Source organism: Clostridium sp. Marseille-Q5894, assembly GCF_946902305.1.
In the GTDB taxonomy this organism is placed as follows: Bacteria; Bacillota_I; Bacilli_A; order Erysipelotrichales; family Coprobacillaceae; genus Thomasclavelia.
In genome coordinates this window covers 273,771-297,673 of the sequence record NZ_CAMPPT010000001.1, presented here as the reverse complement: position 1 = coordinate 297,673, position 23,903 = coordinate 273,771, and the positions used below count along the sequence as shown (strand labels likewise).

Sequence of the window (23,903 nt, the reverse complement as noted above, 5' to 3'; positions counted from 1 at the left end):
AAATAAATTTTGTCCACCTGGGTGATAGTGCATTTTAAATGCCTTTCATCCTTTTTGGTATTATAATGATTTTAGGAGATGACTTTATGATCGATTTATCTGTTCCTTCTGATACATTAGGTCTTTTTAATTTTAAGCAGTTTGTTAAAAAAGACGGTAAAAATACTTTTAAATATATCTTCTTTGACAATTACGACTATATCATTAATCTACATGATAAAGGCAAACTCAGGGATGTTTCTTTTGATAATGTTCAAAAAACTATCCTTTGTTCTTCTATCCATCTTGGTTATGATCTCTTTGTCTGTCCTAACTGCGGCAATGAAACTATTGTTGCTCATACCTGCAGTTCCAGATACTGTACCAAATGTGGTTCTAAATCCAGTCAAAGACGCGCTGCTTATGTCAGCTCTATGGCTTTTAAATCCAAACATCGTCATATCGTCTTTACCATCCCTGCTCAGCTTCGCTTCTACTTTATCAAAAACCGATCACTGCTTGATGGTCTTTTTGTCGTTGCCAGAAATACTCTGGCTTCCCTTTTCAACGACAGAAAATATCGCAGACAAAAGCGTCTTGAAAAAAAGAAAGGTATCTTCTATCATAAAAAAAGCAATAAATCTCAATATCTTTACAAAGATACAACTGATAATGTGATCTTTGGTGCCATTGCCTCATTGCACACTTTTGGCAGACCTCTTGACTGGAATCCGCATATCCATGTTCTGGTATGCGAAGATGCTTATGATTCTAAAGATGACAAAATCAAAAACTTCAGTTATATGGACTATAAAAAACTTCGCCAGACATGGCGTTATCAATTACTCAGCTATCTTGACAGACACATTGGCAACGACAAAGAATTTCAAAGCCTTAAAAGCTGGTTCTACCGAAAATACGAGGAAGGGTTCTATGTCTATGCTCCAAAAATCAAAGATGAACAGACTAAGGACGACATTGAAAAATGTGTTCAATATATAACCCGTTATACCAGCAGACCAATAATGGCTGAAAGCAGGATAGTAAACTATGATGATGATAAGAAAATGATTCATTGGTTCTATCATCGTCATGAAGATAATAAGCGTGTAGATGTCACAGAATCTGTTTACAGTTTTCTTAACAAGGTATTGATGCACTGTCCTGAAAAGAACTTCAAGATGGTAAGATATTTTGGTTTTTATTCAAATAAATCAATAAAGACCTATAACAGGATGGCTGAACTGTTGAGCCATAAACAAAAAAGAGTAGAAGAACTAAAAAATGACAGAAGGGTGATGATAGAAAAGAGACAAAAAGAGTTACATTTCAGATATAATATGATAAAATCATTTCAACGGGATCCATTGCTTTGTGAATGTGGAGAAACAATGGAATATAAAGAAAGCTATGAACCATTTGGTGGAAACGATAAAAATGACAGAGAATATCGTGACCGAAAGATTCTCAAAGCAAAATACAGCTATGAGCATAGGAAGAAGGTAAACAAGTGATCAATCTGACCGATGAAGAACTAGCAGAATTATTAGGGGAACCAGAGGTAATGATACCGATGAAATGTAAGAGATGTGGTTATGAAGAAGAAGTACCGGAATGGATACTAGAAGAGTTTTTAGGTGAAGAAATATATTCAGGTAAAGAGAATCAAGGATACAGCTGTCAGTGTCCAAAATGCAATGGAAGAATGGTTAGGAAAAAATGATATTTCTAACACTTTTTTAGCCACATAAAAATATCCAGCCAATAAATGTACCCTTATGGTTGGATATTTTTATTTTATACCTAAACGAATCGAAATTCCTATTAGATAAAAAAACCTCCTTCATATAACATGATAGAGGATAATTTTAACAAAGAGAATACTGGTGACATTTTCGCTGAATTTTGCGGTGACATAATCGTTGAATTTTAACAGAGCGACGTTTTAAACAATTAAGATATCTGATAAAAACTAATTTTTATCGTTCCTGGTATATTGTAATTGACTTATTTAACTGTCAATTATGTATACCTTATAAAAGTCAAGATAATTTGACCAATTTGTTGCACTTAAGTGTTCTCAGTTTTTTTAGGATTCAATTTATCCTTGATTCGATAAGATGGTCCTGTAATATTAAATAAATATGAGTAATGAAGAATTCTATCTACTATGGCTTTAGTTATCATTTCATCATTGCCTAATATCTGTGGCCATTTATCAAAGGAAATATTGCTGGTAAAAATTGTAGATCGTTTCGTATATCGTATATCAATCAATTGGAAAAACAATTTGGCCTCCAATGGTGATATCTCATTAAATCCAACTTCATCAACGACTAGCAGTTTATATTTATAAAATAGTTTTATTTTTCTTTCTAAAGTGCCCTCGTTATATGCCTGTCTTAGAATATTGATTAATTTATTAAATTTAATAAAATATACACTATTACGTCTAATGGCTACTGTATATGCAATTGCTATTGCTAAGTGCGTTTTCCCCGTACCTGGATTACCTATAAAAACAACATTTGTTGCGTTTTCATAAAAATCCGATTCAATAATCGATCTTATTTTTTCTTCTTTTATGCCTGGCTGAAAATTAAAATCATAATCGTCAACTTTTCTTAAGAAAGGAAATGCTGCTACCTTTACATTATAAAGTCTGTTATTTTCCTCCTTGGCTATTACTTCCTTATTCAATATTTTATGCATTACCTGTAGTTGTTCTTCATCTATTTCATTATTCATTATTAATGAATTTAAATATGAATATGCTGATTTCAATTTTAAATAATTTAATTGTTCATTACATGAGCGGAACATCAGGTATGCTTCCTTCGCAGTTTAACTATCAACCAAAAAGTATAACTAAGAGAGTGCATCAGGCTGAAAAACCTGTCGAGTTGCTAGAGGAAATAATCGGTTATATATCGCTTCCATATGAAATTATTCTTGATCAGTTTGCTGGAAGCAGTAATTTAGCCGTGGCTGCATTGAATATGTCTAGAAATGCAATCGTTATTGAAGGAGTTGAAAATATATAAAATACCTCACAAGAAAAAAGAAATTTAGCAAAAGAAAATTTTAATCTAATGAAAAAAAATATAGAAGAACAGCTGAATAAAGAAGCTACTATAATTGATATCAATCGTATTACATATTCTAATGAAAGTATTGTCGGATATGAGGAATTAGAAAATGATTATGATTTAGGATTATAACAAGGAGAAAAAATATGGAAAATAAATTAATCAAAACTAAAATTGAAAATCTTATCGAAAAAACAAAACAACTAAAAATACACGATGTAATATCATACATTAAAATTGAATTTCCTGAAAATGAGTTTAGTTGGGAAAACATTGATGAAAGAAACGATTTTTATTATGATCATCGAGATATTATTCATCTAACAAATCAAACGGAATTGATTATTAATTATCCTGGAGGTGACAGATTTGGGGATCTATATGCTGAACCATATACTGATATAAGTTTTCACAGTTTTAAGTTAAGTGGTAATAATGACTTAGACGATAACTTATACCTGTTTCTAAATGATAAATATAACGAGGGGAATAAAATACTCGACTATCTGAATGAATTGTCAAGTAATGCCAATTTTTCAATCGAAGAAATAATTATACGTTTAACCACTATGAATGTAAATATTCCATATCATATTTTAGGTCAGTTATCAAATGAAGAATTACAAAACATTAAAGTAAAAGAAGCGATAGTTAATTGTGTTGAAAATATTGCATTTCACAAACATTTTGATGCATGCGATCAATATCAGTATGGTCAATACGGAGGAGAAGATGTAGCTGAGTGGAGATTATCTCAATCACTTCAATTTAAAGAAATCTGGGAAAGCCTGCCAGATAAAGTGAGAGAATATTGCAATGATGAACTTGAAAGAGCGTGGTTGCAGATACCTAATACAAAAAATATACTGAATGGAGAAGTAGAATTTTTACAGGAAAGCTAACTATATATAAATCAAGTGATTTTTGATAATTAGCTGAAATATTTTTTAGTTCTTTGAAAAGTGAATTTTGTGTACACTGAAAACTACTGCTTTATGCAGAATTTTAAAAATATTAAGTTAAATATTTTTAAATCAGCTGTCTTTCATCAAATGGTATGTTTTCAGACAATAATTTATAGATTACTCTTATAAGTTTTCGTACTGAATGGCCCTGGGCGCATCTATGGGATTTACCTTGTGACCGTTTTAGTTTATAATACTTATTGAAAGTGAGATTGTATTTGCATACTGTAAGAATGCACTGATATAGATTTTTTCTTAGGTAGCGCGAACCACGTTTAGACAATGCTGTTTGAGGAGCGCTGTATTCACCGGACTGATAAGTACCGGGGTCTACACCTGCAAATCCCATGACTTTGACAGCAGAGCTGAAGTTATGGATATCACCAATCTCGCTTAAAATAGACATTCCCGTATAAATCCCAATGCCGGGAATCGAGAAGATAAGAGAATCTAGTTTAGCATCTAATTCTTCTATTTTTTTGTCTATAGTTTTAAGCTGACTGGTTAAGAGTTCAATATTTTCAATAAGCATCTTAATTTCAAGAGCAATAACTTCGTTATTTTCGCCAATAGATTTCTTTGCATTATCACGAAGAGATGATGCATCTATCTCTACATGATACCCCTTGTTTTTAGGGTTTAGAACGTTTTTGAGATGAGTAAGATTAGCTTTGGCTAAATTATAAGAACTTCCAAATTCTTTTAAAACAGCCATATAAGTTTTGGAATACTTGGTTTTAAACCATGAATTAAACTCGGGTATAACGATATCGATACACTTTTGAAGACGGTTTTTCTTTTGATTGATATCTTCAGTAATTGAAGCGTGATAACGGGTTAATTCTCGAGCCTGTTTCATATCGAGTTTATGCTGAGTGACTTTAGTATAGTCTCTGTCAAAGAGTACTGAACAGATAAGAAAAGTATCTTTTTTATCATTCTTAGTCTTGCGGATTTTAGACTTGCGCTTGGCATCAGTGGTTAATGGATTAATTAAAGCAACCTCATAATCGTGTTTGATTAGAAAGCTGATAAGGTTGTCACCGTAATGACCGGTGGCTTCTAAGCCTACAATATGTCTAGGTGATTTAAATTTTTTAACAGCTTTGATAAAAGAATCAAAACCATCAGAATTATTAGGAAAGAAGAAAGGTTCATGACAGTTAAATAAGTCAATTACAATAGGTTTTTAAAGTTTCCAATTTTCTGGGTTCACTTCAATAGCACGTGGTTTTTGTTTCACAATAAAAACTGTGAAGTCAATCCGTACGCTACTGACTTACACAGTTTATATTACACTCTCTATTTCTATGTAATTTAATTCATTATTTATGAATATTTTTTAGATTTTTTAAATATTTTTTGATCATTATTATAAAAGTCATTAAGCTTACAACTGCTAATGTTAAATAATTACTATTAGCAAGATCACCGGTAAGTGGTGCATTGGCAGATGAACTAGTAGTACTATTATTTCCATTTACACTACTATCGTTTCCTGGTTGAACATTGATATCTTGATCGTCATCATTTTCAACAACTTCTACTACTCTAGTTACAATAGCAACATTGTTAAAGCAATCAGTTACTTGATATGTCAACTCGTATCTACCAGCTTTATCAACATCGACACTACCTAATACAACAATCTGACTAGTCAAATCATTGCCTTGACTGTCAAAAGCTTTAACATCTTTCAATGGATCAAAATCTGTTCCTACAGCAATCTTATTAAATTCATCATCAGGTAATACTATTGTTGGTTTAATATTTTGTTTATCAATATTAACATAATTAACATTTGATCTTGTTAAACCACCATTAGTATCACTAATTTCAACATACCAGCCAAATAATCCATGAGGAGCATTTTCTAATGTATAGCTGATTTCTTGATTACTTCTTACATCATTAACTGTACCAAAAGTATCATCAGTATAAATATTAACATCTAAATTTGTTGTTTCAATTTGTTTTTGAACTGGTGTAATTCCTAAATCGCTATAATTAATTACAAATTCTTCTTCACCATTAATATCAGCTACATCACCAATATTACTTTCATCTTTAGCATTATAATCATCTAATGAAGGTGAATATGTTCTAATAATTATTTGTCCATTTGTATTATCAAAATGCATCAAACGCATATAACCCATACCACCTTGAGCTAAACCTTGATAATCAAATAACATTTGATAAACATTACGATCATTAACACCATCATGATTATCATCAAACTGCGATACTACTGTTTGAGCATTATGATAATGACCAGATAAAACCATACAAACATTAGGATTAACAGCTACGACTTCATTATAAATTCTTTGTGGCTCTTCACCTAAACCACCACTAGCTAATAGGTATTCATGGAAATTCAAAATTGCTTTTCTTTCTGGATACTGAGCTAAAACATCATTCATCCATTGAATTTCTTGATTACCAATACCCCACCCCATATATACCATGATAAAGTCAATGCCATCAACAGTAATTAAATCATAATGTCCACGATTGTCTTGATAACTTTCACCATACCATGGGTTTTGATTATAACGATCTTCACCAAAGTATTTGGAGAAAGAAGTATAATCACCACTTAAATGACCAACGTCATGGTTACCAGCTAAAACACCATAAGGCATATTAGCATCATCAAGCATTTTATAAGCATTGTCAGCATTGATCCATTCTTGCACTTGATCTTCATCATCAATAATATCACCATCATGGAATAAATACTGAATATTCATCCGTTCACGGTTAGCTAATAACCAATTATGAATATCTAATTGATATTGATAGTTTCCATCAACATCTTGATCTGGATTGCCATCAAAGTCTTCATTATAATATTGAGTATCACTTTCAACAGCAAATGTAAAATCATAGTTTTCTCTTGGTGTATCTGCTGGATTAGACATTGCACCAGTAAAATCTTCTCTATATTGATCAGGGGTATATCCTTCACCATTTTGAACCATAATTTTGATTGTTTGATCAAGTAAGTGATCTTTTAATATTACTTCACCGGTTAATTTCATGGTTTCACCATCAATTTCCATAACCGTATCTAATTTATCAAAAGTATTAGTTGCATAGTTATAAGCATACATAAAAGTCTTTTGATTATTAGATTTACCTTTCCAATCAATCTTAACAGTTGCATCATCACTTATATCACCAGTTACTTTAACATCAAACTGTTGATAAGGGAATCCATCACCAGAATCACCACTGAAATCCTGAGTATTATTACCGGCAATCTGACTAATACCACTAGATGAAGTAATATTAGCATCACCTAATAGATAACGTTCACCATGTTTGAAAGCAACCTGCATTAAATCATCAGTACTATCACTTACAGTAACTTTAAATGTTGGATCACCATTAACAGTTGTCCCACTTACTGGTGTTATTTCCCCATTAATTGCTGCATTTTCTTCTGGTGTTACAAAATTTATTACCTTACTAGTAACATTTCCAATCATATCTGAAGCTGTTAATACTAATTGATGATTACCTGGCTCCATTTCTAATGAACGGAAATCATAAGGCAATTCAATTCCTTCCCCATCAAGAGCAGCAATTAAAGTACTCGTATCACAAATAGCATCTTGGGCACTACCTTCAATAGTTCCATTATGATAAATTTGACCTTCAACCATATTAGTTTCAATAACTGGTGCGGTATTATCACTAACAAATGATACCGTCTTGCTACCACTTGTTACACTATGAGTACCATCTTCTAACGCAGTTGTATCAAGATCATAACGTAAAGCATTAAAGTTTTGATCATCTAATGTGAAAGTAGCATATAAAATTTCAACTTTGCTTGTACCATCACCCATACTAATTTCTTTTTCAGGGGTAATATCATTAACTTCAACTGGACTATCTGGTTTCCAGTTATCTTCAGTATGTTCAACTGCTCCTAGACCATAAACAGCACTATACTGACCAGCTCTTAAAGTTGTACCATCTGGTAATGTTAATCTAATATTCTTTATAGTAAAGTCATCGTTATTTTCAACATTGTGTTCTAAAGCATTAGCTTTATTACCAGCATGGAAAGCAATAGTAATTGTTTTTGAATCACTGTCAAAACAGCTAGCATTAATATCATAAGCATATGTCCGCCAGTCACTATAAGTACCTTCATTGAAAACGCCAATTACATCATTTCCAATTGCAACTGCATTTTTAAAGAAAACATCTGTTTGAGTAGTATCAAAAACAATTCGTGCGTTTCCGTTAATTGATTTGACTGCTTTATCAGTTACATCCTGATCATCAATTATCAAATTATTAGCGGTACCAATAATTTGTTCAGTTTGGTTAATAATCGCACCTTCGCTAATATTAATTTGATCGCCAGTAGAAACTGGTTTTTCATTATTAACTGTGCTAACTGGTGTTGTTATTTGTTGATAACCATCGCTAATAGCAAAATAATATGTATATGATGATTTATTATATAAATCTACTGCTGGTAATGTTTTTGAAAAATTATCACCAGAATTACGTAATAAATTATAAACTTCAAAATCTTCACTATTATTATCTTTTAAATACAAGTAAACACTCTTAATTGTTGTATCGTTAGATTTAGCATCAAGCGAGAAAGTTAAATCGTTAGCTTCATTAAAAGTAGCTGGTGTTTGATCTTTGTATTCTATCAAAGAAACAGTTTCTGGTAAAACAGCCTCATACATAGGTTTTTCAGTTACTGTTCCTGGTGTTGGTTCAGCGCTATTATCGATTAGCGTACTAGTAAAAGTTGAACCATCATATCTATTTTGATATACAATTGATTTATCAGCTGCAGTATCATCAACACCATCCATATTATATAAAACATAATCTAAAACATCTTTAATATTAGAAGTTATTTTTAACCCACGAGCCGAACCATTTGCCATTCCAGCATTATAAATCGAAATTAAATGATCACTATCTAGATTAGTATTAAACTTATTGTTAAAATCACTAATTTGTAAATCATCATTAGCACCATTTTTAATCCAAAAAACTAATGTATCATGTGATTTGATAATTTTATCCTCATTAGTTTCATACCAGATAACATCACCATCTACACCTTGATCAGGATAATTATAATACAATTTATAATCTTTTAAATTAATATCCAAATTTGAATTATTATAAATTTCAATGAATTCATAACCATCACTGCCACCGACATTAGAACTATCAGGCATAATTTCACTAATAACCAAGGGGGCAACCTTACTTTGATCAATCATTCCTGGCTGTTCGATTACTACAGTTTTCTTAACAGAAGTCACCTTATTAAAACCATCAGTAATAGTAACATCATATGTTAAATTTGAATAAGCAGCTAAATCTTGAGCAAGTACATCTACCTTTAAAATCCCATCAGTATATGATAAATCATAGCTGGCTACTACATTTTCATCCTGATATAAATTTAACTTAGCATCAATAATTGTGTTTGTAAGATTAGTATTTTCTACACTGACAGTGAAATTGCTATTTGCACTTACAAAACTATCTGCCCCAACTTCTACTTCAGGGTTTTCTACAATCGCTGGTGTTATATAGCGCCCCGTAATTAATTGTTGACTATTTAATTTTCCTAATGTTACTTCATTATCATAAACTGGCACTCCGGAATTTGAAGTGTAATTATAATAAATAGCTTCATCTGTGTCGATTTTACCATTACTAGAATCACTAGCAGTATAATTAACCGATGTTAATTCTTGATTAGTATTAGTGATAATTTTAAATCCACGAGTACCACTATTGCTCATTCCATCACTATGAATAGTTGTAAAATTATCACCAGCGACAAAATTAGTACCATAATTATTATTAAAATCTGCAACTGTTAAGCCAGTTTGTTCTACTGTCTCATTAACAACCCAAACTGTTAATACTTCTTTAGCATCTAAGACAATATCATCATCTAATTTCCAAACTGTTTCTTTATTACCATTAACATAAACAAGCTGGTAATTATTTACAGCTACACTTTGGTCACTAACATTAAAAATCTGTAAATATTCATACGCATCACTACCAGAAACATTAGTACTATTTGGTGATAATTCACTAATCAACAATGGTGAAGCAAATTCAACCGCCCCTTCATTAACAGTAACTGTTTGAGTTGCACTAGTAATTTCATTAATACCATCATTAAAAGTAGCAGTAATATTTAAAAGATCCTCATTACTAATTTCGCTAGCAGGGACACTATAAACATAATTACCGTCACTATCATATGTCATATCATATTCTTTATCATTTACCTTTAAAGTTGCTTTTAAAATAACTCCTGGTAAATTAGTCGTAGCTTTTACAACCAAAGCTTCGCCGGCATTGATTTCTTGAACAGTATTAATGGTAACAATTCCATCACTTACTGTTACAAATTGATACTTACTTTCTAATTTTTGTTGTTCAATCAAACTACCTGGTGTAGGATCCAAGTCATAACTAAAAGTACTTTCTTGAATTCTACCAGAATTGTAAATAAAGTTAATTCCTTTTTTTGTTTGTACTTTAACATCTTCATCATTATAAATAACTGAACTTAAAATTTGTTTAGTATTTTTTACTGTAACTCGCAGTTCTCTTTGACCACTATTAGAAAAACCACTAACAATATTTTCAGTTTTAACAATTTGTCCTTCATCAGCTGACAAATTATAATATTCTCTAAACAAAGCTAAATCTAAATCTTTACTTTCTTCATTTTGAATCCAAACAATCAAAGCTTCATTAGCTGGTAAAATTGTATTAGCAGGTAAATTCCACTCACTAATAGTACTACCATTATCATATAATACTTGATAATCATCTAAATTAATACTTTGATTACTAGTATTATACAATTCAAAATACTCAAATGCATCTCTACCACTAGTTGTTGTCATATCACTCTGGTGGCTATCAGCAACTATTTCACTAATAATAATTGGTGATGTAACACTATTTTCATTTAAGATAGCTGTGTCACTATTATCATTATTAACTGCTTGTAATGAAATAGCACTATTACTACCTACAACAAGAGTTGTCACCAAGGTTGCCATTGTGGCTTTAATTACTTTATTTGATTTTTTCTTCGTCATTTTTTCGTCCTCCTGATATTACAAAGGTAATATAACAAAATCATCAACAAAGTATGTTAATACTAAGTAATTTTTTCCTTAATTTTCTTTTATATAACCTTTACTAAATATTTACTTTGATAAAATTATTTTAAAATAGCAAATTAGACTTTAAAATAAACCATGTTAACATTTAACAAAGACTAAGTCCACTGGATATAAGGAAATTCAATTCGTTTGGAAACCTACAAATCTGCCACTTACAAACTATTATTTGACAAAACGTCAAACCAGACAGATATTTTATTTAATTAACATAAATTTTATCCTTTTTAATACAGCAAATTTACATATTTTTAAGCCTGCAACATATTTATAGCCATTTTATACAAAATGATTACTAATTATTATAAATAATTAAAATAAATAATATGCTAGAATATCTAATGTATTTTTAATATGAACTAAATCACCAGTAGTTTAACTAAAAATATAAACATACATTAAGAAAAGATAAAGAGGAAAGAAAAATGAAAAAAATTTTAAAAGGTTCATTAGTTTTAGCTCTTACATTATCTTGTGTCCCAATGAATACAAATAAGTTAGATGCATTAGCAGCTTCTGATATTGAAGTAACTAATTCAAATAACATTGTAACAATTGGAAACGAGTATATTGAAAGGGAATTTTCAACAGTAGATAATAAATTAAAAACTACTAGTATTGAAAATAAACGTGCTAAAACAACGTTTGAACCAGCGACAGGCAGCGAAGAATTTATTATTAAAACAACTAAAGAGCAAAAAGATGCTCCAGTTGTACCGGCACTTAATCGTAATGGTTGGACAGCGACAGCTGATAGTTTTCATAACCCATCAGGACCAAGTGATGGACCAGCTCAAAATTTATTAGACGGTGATGTTAATTCAATCTGGCATACTAATTATGGTGGGGGAACTGGTGACCAAGAATATCCTCATAACGTTGTAATTAATTTAAAAGGTGAAGAAACATTTCAAGCATTTTCTTATACACCTAGACAACAAGGTGAAGAGACAAATGGAAATATTCAAGGATATGAATTATGGGTTTATAATGGACCTGTTGGTGATGATTTAGCAGTTGATTCATCTGAATGGAAACAAGTTGCTAAAGGAAATTTTGTTTATGAAGGAGTAAATCCTATTTATGTAAATTTAAAAGAAGCTACAACAGCAACACAAATTAAGTTTGTTGCGACTTCATCTAATAATGGAGCAAAATTTGCAGGTGGAGCAGAATTTAATTTACATGCAGAAAAGGCACCTGTTGAAGAAGATAATGCACGTTCTTTTGAAGCAAGTGATTTGACTTTAAAGGAAAATGGAGTAACAGTAGAAGATACTACTGCTACAATTAATAACATAGAAAAAATTGGTAAAAAAGTAACATTTTCTTTTGAACCATATAATTTCAAAGGTGTAGATTATACAGTTAATGAAGTTGTTGTTATGTATGAAGGGGATCACTTCATGCGTAAATATATGGAAATTAGTGTACCTGATGAACATGCAGGAGAAGCTGAAATCGATTATATTGATTTAGAATCATTAAATGTTAATGAAAGTGATGCTACTTGGACTATTCCAACTGGAAAAGGTGGCGTTGTTGAAATGGATGAATTTAAAGCTAATTTAGGACAGCCAATCTATATTCAAGGTATGTTTATGGGATGTGAATTTCCTGCAACTGATACACAAATCGTTGATGATAACGGTTATATCAGATATTATACAGGAAAAACATTTAACAAATTAGTTGACGATAAGCAAGCTACTAGCAATGATGGCATGACTAATTATATGACATGGCAAACAGTAGCTGGTGCTGCTAGAAGTACTGATAATTCTGTAATTCAGGCAGATTTTTATGATTATATCCAATCTATTGCAACACCTTCTGAATTTAGAATTCAATATAATTCATGGTTTGATAATATGATGAGAATTGATGATAAAAATATTCTTGATTCATTTATTGAAGTTGATAGAGAACTGAGTAATACAGGTGTTAGACCATTAGATTCATATGTTGTAGATGATGGATGGAATAACTATAATGATACACATGTTGTAGATGCAGTACGTTCTGGAACAACATTAAATCAAACAGGATTCTGGGAATTCAACAGTAAATTTCCTCAAGGATTAACACCTTCAAGTGAATTAGTAAATAATTTTGGAAGTAACTTTGGGGTATGGGTTGGACCACGTGGTGGTTATAACTTTTATAGTTCTTTAGCTGATATTTTAGTTAAAAATGGTACAGGAAGTAAAGCTGGAGGTTCAATCGATGTAGCAGATCGTAACTACATTAAAAATTTCCAAGAAATGGCTGTAAATTGGCAAAAAGAATATAAAGTTAATTATTGGAAATGGGATGGATTTGCTGATAGAGCGCAATTTAATGCTTTCCCTGCTAGAGATGGGGTACCTGGATATGCAAATAATCACATGACAGGTGGATATAAAAATATGTATCATGTAACTGATATGTGGGAAGCATGGATTGATTTGTTTGAAGCAGTTCGTCAAAGTGAAATTGATGACAATATCAATGATTTATGGATTTCATTAACTTGTTATGTAAATCCAAGCCCTTGGTATTTACAATGGGCAAACAGTGTATGGATTCAATGTACACATGACCGTGGTGATGCTGGTCCAATTAATAACAAAATGGATACCATGCTAACTTACCGTGAAGCTGTTTATTATGACTTCATTAAAGAACATGAATTCCAATTCCCGCTTGCAAACCTTTATAATCATGATCCGGTTTATGGGGTTGAAGGTACACAAATTAATATTAATTCAATGACTGATGAACAATTTAAAAATTACTTATACATGATGTCAACTCGTGGAACAGGTTTCTGGGAATTGTATTATTCAGATTCAATTATGACAAAAGGTAAGTATGAAGTAAATGCTGAATTCTTAGCATGGGCAGAAGAAAATTTCCATATTTTAAAAAATGCTAAGATGTTTGGTGGAAATCCAGCTAATGGTGTTAAATTAGGTGGAATTGGTCAATCGACAGAATTTGAAGCATATGGATTCTCTGCTTGGGATGGTGAGGATGGAATTATTTCAATGCGTAATCCTGATGACGAAGTACAAACAATTACATTTACATTAGATCGTAATATTGGTCTTGCAGAGTCTATTAAAGATAAAACTTTATATAGTACAGGAATTCATAGTTATAATATGCCAGAAAGTGGAAATGATAACTATAAAGAATTTACATATGGTCAAGAAGTAACTGTTACTTTACAACCTGGTGAAACAAGACTTTGGTCTTTGTCAACTACTAAAGATGTAGAAGCTCCTACTTATACAACTTTATCAACTGATGGAGATAAAACATTAAATGTTAAATTTGATGAAAAAGTAATTGGAACAGATTTTGATGTTACAGTAAACGGAAAAGTTGCAGAAATAGCTAACGTTAGTAAGAGCGTTGATCAAGTTTTTTATGAAATTGAATTGGCAACTAAACCAACAAACAATGCAACAGTTGTTGTAACTGCTAAAGATATTTCTGATTTAAATGGAAATAAAGTTGCTAAAGCTGAAAAATCAGTAATATTCCATAAAAATAATACAGCTTTATCTGTTAAATCTGATGAAGTAACTGGTTCTAAAGTTGTAGGAACTGTAGCAAAATCATTAAGTAATGATAATGGATTTAGTGTGGTTGTAGATGTTAATACGACAACAACTAATAAAGAACTTGCTAGTCAAGGATATACAGTAGGAATTAATGCTGAAGGTAAAGCATACTTTACATTAGGTAATGCAACAGCTACATCTAAAGTTGTAGTAAATGATGGTACTGATCATCAAATTCAAGCAATTAAAGAAAATAATGGTATCTTAAAATTATATGTTGATGGAGCATTACAAAGTTCAGCATATGATAAAGATAATAAAACATTAGTTATCGAAGCTGCTAAGACGATCCTTGGTAGCGATGGATTTGAAGGTAAATTAGGTATAAAAGTATTAGATAGAGCATTAGGATACAATGAATTTACAACTGATAGTAGTGAAGAAGGATTAATCTCAAATGAAAATATTAAGCCAACAGCTACTACATATGATAGCACTGAAGGTGCTGTAGCTAATAATGCAAATGATGCTAATACAAACACTTATTGGGCAAGTGCACAAACTGCTAACAATAAAACTGAAAAACAATATTTAACTTATGAATTGTCAAATGCTTATACAGTAAACAAAGTACAATATATTCCAAGATTTGATGCTACTCAAAAATTAAATTGTACAGGTAATATTTTAGAATATGTTGTAGAAACAAGTATGGATGGTCAAGAATGGAAACAAGTAGCAACTGGTGCTACAGTAAGAGAAGGTAACGGGGTTACTGATATCATTTTTGAATCCCCAGTTGAAGCCAAATATGTACGTTTAAGTGCAAATGATACATATCACTGGAAACAAGGTTCAAATAATACAATTGTTGCAGCTGCAGAATTTAAAGTATATGGTAAGATTGAATTAGATACAGATGCTTTAAGTCAACGTATTGAAGAATTAGAAAAAGTTGATACAACAAATTGTACTGAAGAAAGTATTGAAGAATTTAATACTTTATTAGATGAAGCTAGAGATGTATTAGAAAATGCAACTGATCAAGAAGAAATAGCTCAAATGGTTGAAGCATTAAAGAATGCAGAAGGTATTTTAAAACCTAATGAACCAGCAAAAGAGGCAGATAAAACACTATTAAAGATTGCCCTAGATTTAGCTAATGCTATTACTGATGAAGATTTAGCTAATGTCGTACCGGCAGTAGTTGAAGAATTCAAAGAAGCAAGAGATGAAGCTAATGGAATTTATAATGATACTAGTGCAACTCAAGATAAAGTAAATGCTGCATTTGACAGACTTGCAACAGCTATGCATATGCTAGACTTTGTTAAAGGTGACAAAACAGCGTTAAAAGCATTTATTGATAAGGTTAGTGGATTAGAAGCTAGTAAATACACAGAAGCTACATGGGTACCGTTTAATGAGGCTTTAGTAGTGGCAACTGGTGTATACAACGATGAAAATGCAATGCAAGAAGAAATAACTAAAGTATACAATGAATTAGTAACTGCATTTATAAATTTAAGATTAATCCCTGATAAAACTTTATTAGAAGATTTAATCAACAAAGCAAATGGATTAAGCGCAGCTAATTATACAAAGGCATCATATAAAGTTTTAAGTGATGCATTGAATGACGCAAAAGTAGTATTTGATATTTCAAATGCAACTCAAGAAGAAGTAGATAGTGCAAAAGATGTTCTTGCAAAAGCTATTGCTGGATTACAAACTGTAACAACTGATAATACAGTAAGTACACCAGTAAATAAAGGTGATACAATAGTAAGTGTAAAAACAGGAGATAATGGTTTAGTTGGAATGTTTGCAACAATGGCATTATTAAGTGCGGCTGGATATACAGCATTTAGAAGAAAAGTAGATTAATTCTTTAAACGGTTATGAATTTTCATAACCGTTTTTTAAAGAAATTTGTTAAATAGAAAATACTGGTTAGGGCTAGTTAGAATTTATTTGTGACTATGACTAATTTATGCTTTATCTTTGAAAAAATATACTTTGTTATTGAATTGTTTATATGGAAAATTTCGTGATTTGTTTTTGTCAAGCAAATTTGAAAATATCTCAAAAAATTTTAAACATTAGCACCAGATCAGTGCTTTTGTTTTGCAAGGAAATTTAAGTAGAAGCCGGGTTTGTCAAGTAAAATGTGTAAGTTTTTTAGAAAAATTATTTCGAATTAAAAACTTACCACTTTTTCTATGCTGTTATAATTTTATACACATTCTTTTATTTGTTTGATTTTATATTAATGCTCAAAAAGGTAAGTGTTCCTTTGTAAACGCTTACCTGTAAATATCTTCACATATTTATGATCTATAATTTTATATATTTATTTATCCTGTCTCTAAATCTATCATCTGTCATTAATTGGTTTAATACCATTGACCAGTTTCTAACTCTTCCTCCTTCCCATTTTTTCTCTAATTCCCTCACTCTTAAATATATTAATTTAAATAATGCATTTTCATTAGGAAATGCTCCTTTTTTTGTGACTTTTCTAAATGTTGCATTTATCGATTCAACTGCATTAGTCGTATACATGATCTTTCTTACATCACTTCCGATATCAAATAATTGATCGATATGCTCCTTGTTTCTTGCCCAGACATCTACTGCACCTGGATAATGGCTCCATTCTTTTTTAAAAGCTTCAAAAGCTGTATTTGCAGCTTTTAAACTAGCAGCCCCGTATACTTTTTTTATACTTTGCGTAAATCGCTTATAATCCTTTGATGGTACATATTTTAGTGAATTGCGAATCAAATGAACAATACACCTTTGGACTACTACATTGGCAAATATTGCTTTCGCACCTGATTCTAATCCCGATACACCATCCATAGATATGAAGAATATATCTTCTACACCACGTGCTTTAATTTCATCAAAAATTTGCATCCAATAATTCTTAGATTCTGTCTCATTTAACCAAATACCGAGTATTTCTTTATTACCGTTTAAATCATAGCCTAAGATAACATATACAGCACAATCCTTTACCTCATAATCATTTCTAAGTGTTACATACATACAATCAACAAAAGTAAACGCATAACACTTTTTAAGCGGTCTATTTCGCCACTCATTTAGATCATCTAAAACTGCATCAGTAATATCAGAAATCATTTCATGTGATACACTAAATCCATAAATATCTTCAATAGTAGCTGAAATATCTCTTTGTGACATTCCCCCGCATACATCGCAATAACTTTATCTTCGATAGAAGATATATCTCTTTGTCGTTTAGGGACGATCACTGGATCAAATGAACCGTTTCTATCTCTGGGAACCTGAATTTCCAGTTCACCTTGTGAAGATTTTACTTTCTTTTTACCATAACCGTTACGTCGATTATCAGTTTCTTTAAAATTTTTATCATTAGAATCATAACCAAGATGATGATTAATTTCACCTTTAAGCATACTCTCTAACATTGGTCCAAAAAGATCCTTCAAAGCATTAGACATGTCTTCTACTCTGGTTTATATTGTTTTAAAATAGCTTCAGCTAAAGCTACAGTTTGTGGGTCTCTTTTAATTTTTGTCATATAAATCTCCAATCATAATTACTATATACTATTTAAATAAAAAATAAACTGTCTAAGCAAAGCCGTACGCTCTTTACTTACACAGTTTATTTTACACTCTCCTGTTCTCTCTTAAAAATTGTCCAAAAAATTGTTGACAATCCAAACAAACTGCTAAACAGATTGCTATATAAATAATTTTTAATATTTCTTTCATAGCGTTACTTCTCCTTATATAAATGTATTTTTATTTATTTCTGATTACTATCTCGTCTATGCTTATTTCTAATGCATCTGCAATAGCTATTACTGTAGATATAGTCGGATCTTTTATTTCACCATTTAGTAGTTTCTTTAAATTCGTACGGTCATAATTTGTCATTTTTGATAATTTATATACTGTTATATTTTTTACTTTCATAAGTTCAATTACTTTATTTGTATTCATATATTTTTCCGTCTGATATTCCAGGGGGTCAATAATAATTTTACCATTTTCTTTAGCCCACTTTTCAAACTCAGCTCTGTCAATCATCATCTTTTCACCATGTCCTTCAGATGAAAGCACTATATTTCTGTATGTATATGGATTTTTTCTACTGTCTGCATCATCACAGATCTTATCTTTGTTTTCGTTCATAATTTTCAACTCCTCTTTTGTACCACTCACTGACACAAATGTTATTAAATATTACGTTTAACATTTTTGTATGTGCCCTGATTATTTATTATTTCACATCTGATTACATTACTCCCAGTATTGTCTCAACAAAGATACAGCCGTAATTGTATAAATGACACTTTGCGAGTGTATCATTATAGCCGTTTCTCAACGAGGGAGTATTTACATATTCTTCATAGTTTATTGCCTTTATTGTATTGCTCATTTTTACTGTCCCCTTTGCAAGTTTAAATTTTAATCATCATACTATTTATAAATTTTTTATAATTATTTTTTAAATATATGTAGTTGCACTACAACTTAATAGACTCAGGATTAAAAATACACACATTTTTAATCCCCGTTTAATATTGTCCGCAAATGTTACACTTCTTTTTCATATTTAACCTGCACGCTTTATATTTAAAATAGATTTCTTATATAACTGCATTCTCTAATCATAGTAATCATTTCATTTGCTCTTTCTTCTACTGCGTTACAAAATCCATCGATTACTTTTTCTTTATCTATATCAGCTTGAAAGCTATATTTGTCAGCAGATGTGCAGTAAGGCATTAAATAACTTATGATACATACATTATTAGATACTGTGATACTTGTAATTTCTATTTCTTGATTTTTCATTTTCAATGGTTTGAATACTTTTTTCCAATACTTCTCTAACTTTTTATCTGATGAAAGAGTATTACTGTTTTGTAGATCATCATTTGTATTTTTTTCAGGTGTTTTAAGTCCAATAAACATTAAATGTGATTCTAAATCATTTTCAGACCATTCAATAATTTTAAAATTATATGCATTTTCATCATTTCCCCAAACGATTTTATTTTTTAGATTACTAAGATGCTTTTCTGCGCCTTTTAGTGTTTTAAAAACTTTTGGTTTTTGCATATTAAACCAACTGCTTGGATAAAGATACAGCCCATCCATATCACTGTATGTTCCTGCATAAATTTCACTATTATATTTAATTACATACATTTTTTATCATCTCCTTTTGGCCTTGATCACATTCTAAAACACTTTTTAATATTGAACGCACATAATCATATGCTCTCTCACGTTCCTTCTGTTCTTCTCTTGTATACCTGTCATAAGAATAACCATGAGTATTAGTTTTTCCATAACCACGAAGATACAATTCCCTGCTTATTATTGAATAATTATACGTAAATTCAAATTTAAACTGTTTATATGTGACATAAATACGATCTATATCATTGCTGTATATGCTTATTTCAATGTCTGAATCAATTTTATTAATTTCCTCTTGAATATGCTCTTTTATTAATAATGCATATTTTTCTTCATATTTTTCCAGTTCAGCTCTAAATTTCTCGATTCTATTCATTTTAATCCCTCTTTTTATTCAACATCTTCATAATGATCATAAATGTCATTAACACACATAGAATAAATGAACTCCTTTTCAATTTTTTCACTATTTTTTTCCAGCCAGGCTTGTCGTTTTTCTTCATTCCATTTCAACCACGATTTTGGTACATCATACAACATTGAAAGCTCTCCATTATCCGCACAATGATTACTATCATTTGTGAATTCGTAATTAGCATATACTATAATTTTTGGCATCCTCTATAACCTCCTGAATTTTAAAACTCTTTTCATATTTCCAATTAACCATTTCAACCTCAATTAAATTAATCAAAAATAATTTCAAAATATTCAACATTTTTATAATCGTGTTTCATACGTTCATAAAATTCTTTAATATCGTTAATTCTTGTTGGATCTGGATAGTTTAATTTATAAAATTCATTTTTTGCCTTTTTTAAATTTTTTACTGCTGTATCATACGAAATCAAATATATTGACCCATTACCAGATAATGCATTACATTCCTCACATCTAAAAGCTTTATAAAAAATTCCATCTGCATATCCAAAGAAATACACTTCATCATTAGGTACTCCTTTATATTCCTTTTTTTCAATGTATGTATGTTCATTTCCAACAGTTATTACATCATATCTTTTCGACCATATTCCATTTGGTACTCTTATAGTAAAATCATGCGCCATTCTAATCACCTGGTATATTGTAATTGACTTCAATCCATGAATTAATATATTCAGAAATCCCTCTTGCAGTAATTTCATCCATTCCTGCATCCATTAATTTAATTCGATTATAATAACAGCTATCACTATGATCAGATGCTTCACAGCAAATATTCCAATTTGGTATTGCTATAAATCCACCGTTTATGTGATGACCAAAAATTATTAAATAACTGTTATCTTTTATCTCTACACAATGTTCAAAATAAATCTTAGTATTTTTCGTAAAATTCTGTTTATTTTTTATTTCCATTTTTATTTCACTCCTAAAATATTAGCCATTTGCACTGGAAAGAAACGATTTTCTTCGAATTCTCTAACATGACATTCCATATTATCAAAGAATACTCTCACTGTTCTGCTTTAATACATTAAAATTTCTATAAAAAGCAATATAAATCCATACATAAAATAAACCAATATAGGTAAAAGCAACAAAATCAAAATGCAGAAAACAAATATTAAAACTACTCCACAAAATCTAAGTATTTTATCTGAATCATGCATTATTTCATTTATAAAAGAATAAAATTCCATACATAAAACTTTTATTTTTTTTATCCGTTCTATTGTTGAACCACTGATATAAGTAATTTTTCTATCAAAGAAAATAGAACTGGTTATATTTCTAATTCCCTCAGTCAAAAAAATTATAGTTAAATATACATAATAGTTATTTCGAAAGGAAGCACTGGCCACAAAACTTTTATCTACCATATCCGGATTTACTAAACAGGCAAAACCTAAAAATCCTAAATACATTGCTACACACTCAATAATAAATATAACTATCCATTTAAATAACCTAAATACATCAATGTTATTAAAAACAGTATAAAATAAACGTTTAATCATCATATTCCTCCTTTGCCAACGCTGGTAAATTTACCAGCGTTGTAATTTCCTTGTACTTATATTTCATCCATACTCATCTGCCCATCTAAAACATTTTCATCTTTATTTTGTTCATCTATCTCAATTGATATTTGAATACATCTGCTAAATTTACTAATCACATTATGAATATTTATTAGAGAATCTTCGACAGTAATATCCCTATCATCAGACTCTGCAATCTTTTTATGAGATATAGATGTATTCTCAACTTTTTTATTAATCTTATCAATCTGCTTTAACAGCTTTTTGTAATCTGAAAAGAGTTCACTTAATCCATACTCTTTATTTTTACAGCTATCTTTTTTGGCTTCATCATGCGTTCCTATATCAACAGATTCTTCTTTCTTTTCAATTGCATTTATATATTTTTGTACCGTTTTACCTGACTTTGCACCAATAAAAGGTGCAATCCAGTCTCTTTTATTACCTTTAGGTTTAGGATCCAATTGCTGATATATATCTAACAGCTCAGCAACAATTTTTATTTTATCTAGTTCCGACATTATTCTTGTCCCATTTCCTAATATCAAACGCAAACGGTCATTTAATTCACTTTCCGGTGCTTCATAAACGATACAGTATACTTCCGGTTCTATCTTTCCCTCGTCAGCTAATCCCTTAAGTGCTGTATACCTACGTTCACCATCACTTATCCTGTATCTGTCACCTATTTTATAAACATCCAGTGGTTTCCTTAATCCATATTCCAGAATTGACGATTTAAGCTCGTCAATTCCATTAATATCAAACTGATTATGTTGATTCACTTCTATATCATCAATATCAATAGTTTTTAGTCCAACGGGTTTCTTATTCATCTTGTTAACTTTATCTGCATTGATTAAATTTGTAAGTGCCATACCTTTACTCCTCCTCATAATCCTGGTAAATTTACCAGGATTTAAATTTCATTATCAAACTCTTTAATTAATTCATCTACAAGATTACGATAATCCTCACCAACACCAGTTTTACTGTTATACAGTAATTTACCGCTCATAGTTGATCTTGATGCAACTGCATCCTGATAGCCTACTGTTGTCTTTAAAATAGTATCGCCATAGAATTCTCTAATCTTATTAATAAAATTGATGTAAGCCGGTCTTATACCACGAGGAATCATATTCATCAATATTCTTATTTTATATTCACATTCATAATCATCTTCAATATCAAACAATTCCTCAAGTGTATCAATCAGCCCCTTTAATTCAAATCCACCTGGTTTAAGTGGGATTATAATTTCATTCGAACAAAATAGACCATTTACAGTAATATTATTAAATGTTGGTGCATGATCAATGATCACGATATCATAATCATTTCTAATTTCTCTCAAAGCCCTTTTTAAAATCACATGTCGTTGACCTGTTGATGCACCAAGCAGCTTATCTGTAGCAATAAGTTCAGTACCGATTGATGGAATAATATCTAACTGCTGATACTGTGTTTGATGAATACACTCTCTAATAACATCTTTCCCCTCAAGCAGAAGTTTATTTAAATCATTTCTTTCGCCAAGCATACTGATTAGTGAATTTTTTATAAACTTAGTTGAACTTCTAATGTCACAGTTTTCCGGTACCTCCAGCATATTAAATTCTTCTAATGTAATTGATTTAAACTCCGGCAGAAAAAATTTAGTTGCATTGCCCTGTGCATCTGCATCGATTAACAAAATTCTTTTTCCGTCATTCATTAATCTTTCTACTAACCCGTAACTGATATTTACTGATGCGGTGGTTTTTCCAACTCCGCCCTTTTCATTGATAATACTTATAACTTTCATCTCTCTATTCTCCTTGTTTTTTCTTTTATTAAATTTCACTTTTTCGTATTAATCTCAACAGCAAAAACATTCATAAACTAATAAGAATCAACTCATTTTA

The 23,903-nt window shown here is 30.6% G+C and carries 18 protein-coding genes and 1 pseudogene; 6 read left to right on the top strand and 13 right to left on the bottom strand.

The genetic code is table 11. From position 1 onward, the window contains the following. The first annotated feature begins 86 nt into the window (after window positions 1-86). A complete protein-coding gene (locus OC535_RS01350; protein WP_498822872.1) occupies window positions 87-1,493 on the top strand; it encodes an IS91 family transposase in 1,407 nt (468 codons plus the stop codon). Beyond that, complete coding sequence (locus OC535_RS01345) at window positions 1,490-1,702, top strand: hypothetical protein (protein ID WP_024722851.1); 213 nt, start codon at window positions 1,490-1,492, stop codon at window positions 1,700-1,702. Before OC535_RS01350 ends, OC535_RS01345 begins: the two co-directional genes overlap by 4 nt. Window positions 1,703-2,049: 347 nt before the next feature. Here the strand turns inward: OC535_RS01345 and istB are convergent, their stop codons facing one another. Beyond that, a complete protein-coding gene (istB, locus tag OC535_RS01340; protein ID WP_027089460.1) occupies window positions 2,050-2,802 on the bottom strand; it encodes an IS21-like element helper ATPase IstB in 753 nt (250 codons plus the stop codon). A 5-nt stretch (window positions 2,803-2,807) separates the two neighbouring features. On the opposite strand from istB, the gene OC535_RS01335 reads away from it, so the two are divergent. Genes OC535_RS01335 through OC535_RS01325 form a run of 3 tightly spaced genes read left to right on the top strand, consistent with a single transcriptional unit; the run spans window position 2,808 to window position 3,970 of the window. After that, entirely contained in the window at window positions 2,808-3,023 is a 216-nt protein-coding gene (locus OC535_RS01335; protein WP_008792838.1) for a DNA methyltransferase, read from the top strand. Window positions 3,024-3,071: 48 nt separating this feature from the next. Beyond that, on the top strand, window positions 3,072-3,200 hold the full coding sequence (locus OC535_RS01330) for a hypothetical protein (RefSeq protein ID WP_261794259.1): 129 nt from the start codon (window positions 3,072-3,074) through the stop codon (window positions 3,198-3,200). A 14-nt stretch (window positions 3,201-3,214) separates the two neighbouring features. Further along, a complete protein-coding gene (locus OC535_RS01325; protein WP_240474517.1) occupies window positions 3,215-3,970 on the top strand; it encodes a hypothetical protein in 756 nt (251 codons plus the stop codon). A 127-nt stretch (window positions 3,971-4,097) separates the two neighbouring features. Here OC535_RS01325 and OC535_RS01320 read toward each other — a convergent pair whose 3' ends face one another. Next, window positions 4,098-5,210 carry an IS110 family RNA-guided transposase gene (locus OC535_RS01320; RefSeq protein WP_084300726.1) on the bottom strand — a complete coding sequence of 371 codons (1,113 nt, stop codon included), beginning with the start codon at window positions 5,208-5,210 and terminating at the stop codon, window positions 4,098-4,100. Window positions 5,211-5,358: 148 nt separating this feature from the next. Then, window positions 5,359-11,166 carry a lamin tail domain-containing protein gene (locus OC535_RS01315; RefSeq protein ID WP_027089457.1) on the bottom strand — a complete coding sequence of 1,936 codons (5,808 nt, stop codon included), beginning with the start codon at window positions 11,164-11,166 and terminating at the stop codon, window positions 5,359-5,361. A 509-nt stretch (window positions 11,167-11,675) separates the two neighbouring features. On the opposite strand from OC535_RS01315, the gene OC535_RS01310 reads away from it, so the two are divergent. Continuing rightward, entirely contained in the window at window positions 11,676-16,688 is a 5,013-nt protein-coding gene (locus OC535_RS01310) for a discoidin domain-containing protein (RefSeq protein WP_051592758.1), read from the top strand. Between the two features lie 450 nt (window positions 16,689-17,138). Here OC535_RS01310 and OC535_RS01305 read toward each other — a convergent pair. The 10 genes and pseudogenes from OC535_RS01305 to OC535_RS01260 form a co-directional block, all read right to left on the bottom strand. Next, window positions 17,139-18,375 (bottom strand): annotated as a pseudogene (locus OC535_RS01305) (IS256 family transposase). Between the two features lie 226 nt (window positions 18,376-18,601). Next, window positions 18,602-18,994: a helix-turn-helix domain-containing protein gene (locus tag OC535_RS01300; RefSeq protein WP_051592757.1), complete on the bottom strand. Its 393-nt coding sequence runs from the start codon at window positions 18,992-18,994 to the stop codon at window positions 18,602-18,604. Between the two features lie 444 nt (window positions 18,995-19,438). Then, window positions 19,439-20,017 carry a hypothetical protein gene (locus OC535_RS01295; protein ID WP_027089455.1) on the bottom strand — a complete coding sequence of 193 codons (579 nt, stop codon included), beginning with the start codon at window positions 20,015-20,017 and terminating at the stop codon, window positions 19,439-19,441. Further along, a complete protein-coding gene (locus OC535_RS01290; RefSeq protein WP_051592756.1) occupies window positions 20,004-20,387 on the bottom strand; it encodes a hypothetical protein in 384 nt (127 codons plus the stop codon). Before OC535_RS01290 ends, OC535_RS01295 begins: the two co-directional genes overlap by 14 nt. A 14-nt stretch (window positions 20,388-20,401) precedes the next feature. Further along, on the bottom strand, window positions 20,402-20,629 hold the full coding sequence (locus OC535_RS01285; protein ID WP_027089454.1) for a hypothetical protein: 228 nt from the start codon (window positions 20,627-20,629) through the stop codon (window positions 20,402-20,404). Between the two features lie 68 nt (window positions 20,630-20,697). Beyond that, on the bottom strand, window positions 20,698-21,078 hold the full coding sequence (locus OC535_RS01280; protein ID WP_027089453.1) for a hypothetical protein: 381 nt from the start codon (window positions 21,076-21,078) through the stop codon (window positions 20,698-20,700). Between the two features lies 1 nt (window position 21,079). Further along, window positions 21,080-21,370, bottom strand: a complete 291-nt coding sequence (locus OC535_RS01275; protein ID WP_027089452.1) for a DUF6618 family protein — start codon at window positions 21,368-21,370, stop codon at window positions 21,080-21,082. Between the two features lie 110 nt (window positions 21,371-21,480). Further along, a complete protein-coding gene (locus OC535_RS01270; RefSeq protein WP_027089451.1) occupies window positions 21,481-21,972 on the bottom strand; it encodes a hypothetical protein in 492 nt (163 codons plus the stop codon). 56 nt (window positions 21,973-22,028) lie between these two features. Next, window positions 22,029-22,874, bottom strand: a complete 846-nt coding sequence (locus OC535_RS01265; protein ID WP_027089450.1) for a ParB/RepB/Spo0J family partition protein — start codon at window positions 22,872-22,874, stop codon at window positions 22,029-22,031. A gap of 41 nt (window positions 22,875-22,915) precedes the next feature. After that, the gene (locus OC535_RS01260) at window positions 22,916-23,803 is read right to left on the bottom strand and encodes a ParA family protein (protein ID WP_027089449.1); all 888 of its coding nucleotides are present in this window, start codon (window positions 23,801-23,803) and stop codon (window positions 22,916-22,918) included. Window positions 23,804-23,903: the final 100 nt, after the last annotated feature.

Coding starts and splice junctions, on each gene's coding strand:
- OC535_RS01260 (WP_027089449.1), bottom strand. CDS start 23,803: ATGAAAGTTATAAGTATTATCAATGAAAAGGGCGGAGTTGGAAAAACC.
- OC535_RS01330 (WP_261794259.1), top strand. CDS start 3,072: ATGAAAAAAAATATAGAAGAACAGCTGAATAAAGAAGCTACTATAATT.
- OC535_RS01280 (WP_027089453.1), bottom strand. CDS start 21,078: ATGGCGCATGATTTTACTATAAGAGTACCAAATGGAATATGGTCGAAA.
- istB (WP_027089460.1), bottom strand. CDS start 2,802: ATGTTCCGCTCATGTAATGAACAATTAAATTATTTAAAATTGAAATCA.
- OC535_RS01265 (WP_027089450.1), bottom strand. CDS start 22,874: ATGGCACTTACAAATTTAATCAATGCAGATAAAGTTAACAAGATGAAT.
- OC535_RS01285 (WP_027089454.1), bottom strand. CDS start 20,629: ATGCCAAAAATTATAGTATATGCTAATTACGAATTCACAAATGATAGT.
- OC535_RS01335 (WP_008792838.1), top strand. CDS start 2,808: ATGCTTCCTTCGCAGTTTAACTATCAACCAAAAAGTATAACTAAGAGA.
- OC535_RS01300 (WP_051592757.1), bottom strand. CDS start 18,994: ATGAACGAAAACAAAGATAAGATCTGTGATGATGCAGACAGTAGAAAA.
- OC535_RS01270 (WP_027089451.1), bottom strand. CDS start 21,972: ATGATTAAACGTTTATTTTATACTGTTTTTAATAACATTGATGTATTT.
- OC535_RS01325 (WP_240474517.1), top strand. CDS start 3,215: ATGGAAAATAAATTAATCAAAACTAAAATTGAAAATCTTATCGAAAAA.
- OC535_RS01315 (WP_027089457.1), bottom strand. CDS start 11,166: ATGACGAAGAAAAAATCAAATAAAGTAATTAAAGCCACAATGGCAACC.
- OC535_RS01295 (WP_027089455.1), bottom strand. CDS start 20,017: ATGTATGTAATTAAATATAATAGTGAAATTTATGCAGGAACATACAGT.
- OC535_RS01275 (WP_027089452.1), bottom strand. CDS start 21,370: ATGGAAATAAAAAATAAACAGAATTTTACGAAAAATACTAAGATTTAT.
- OC535_RS01350 (WP_498822872.1), top strand. CDS start 87: ATGATCGATTTATCTGTTCCTTCTGATACATTAGGTCTTTTTAATTTT.
- OC535_RS01310 (WP_051592758.1), top strand. CDS start 11,676: ATGAAAAAAATTTTAAAAGGTTCATTAGTTTTAGCTCTTACATTATCT.
- OC535_RS01290 (WP_051592756.1), bottom strand. CDS start 20,387: ATGAATAGAATCGAGAAATTTAGAGCTGAACTGGAAAAATATGAAGAA.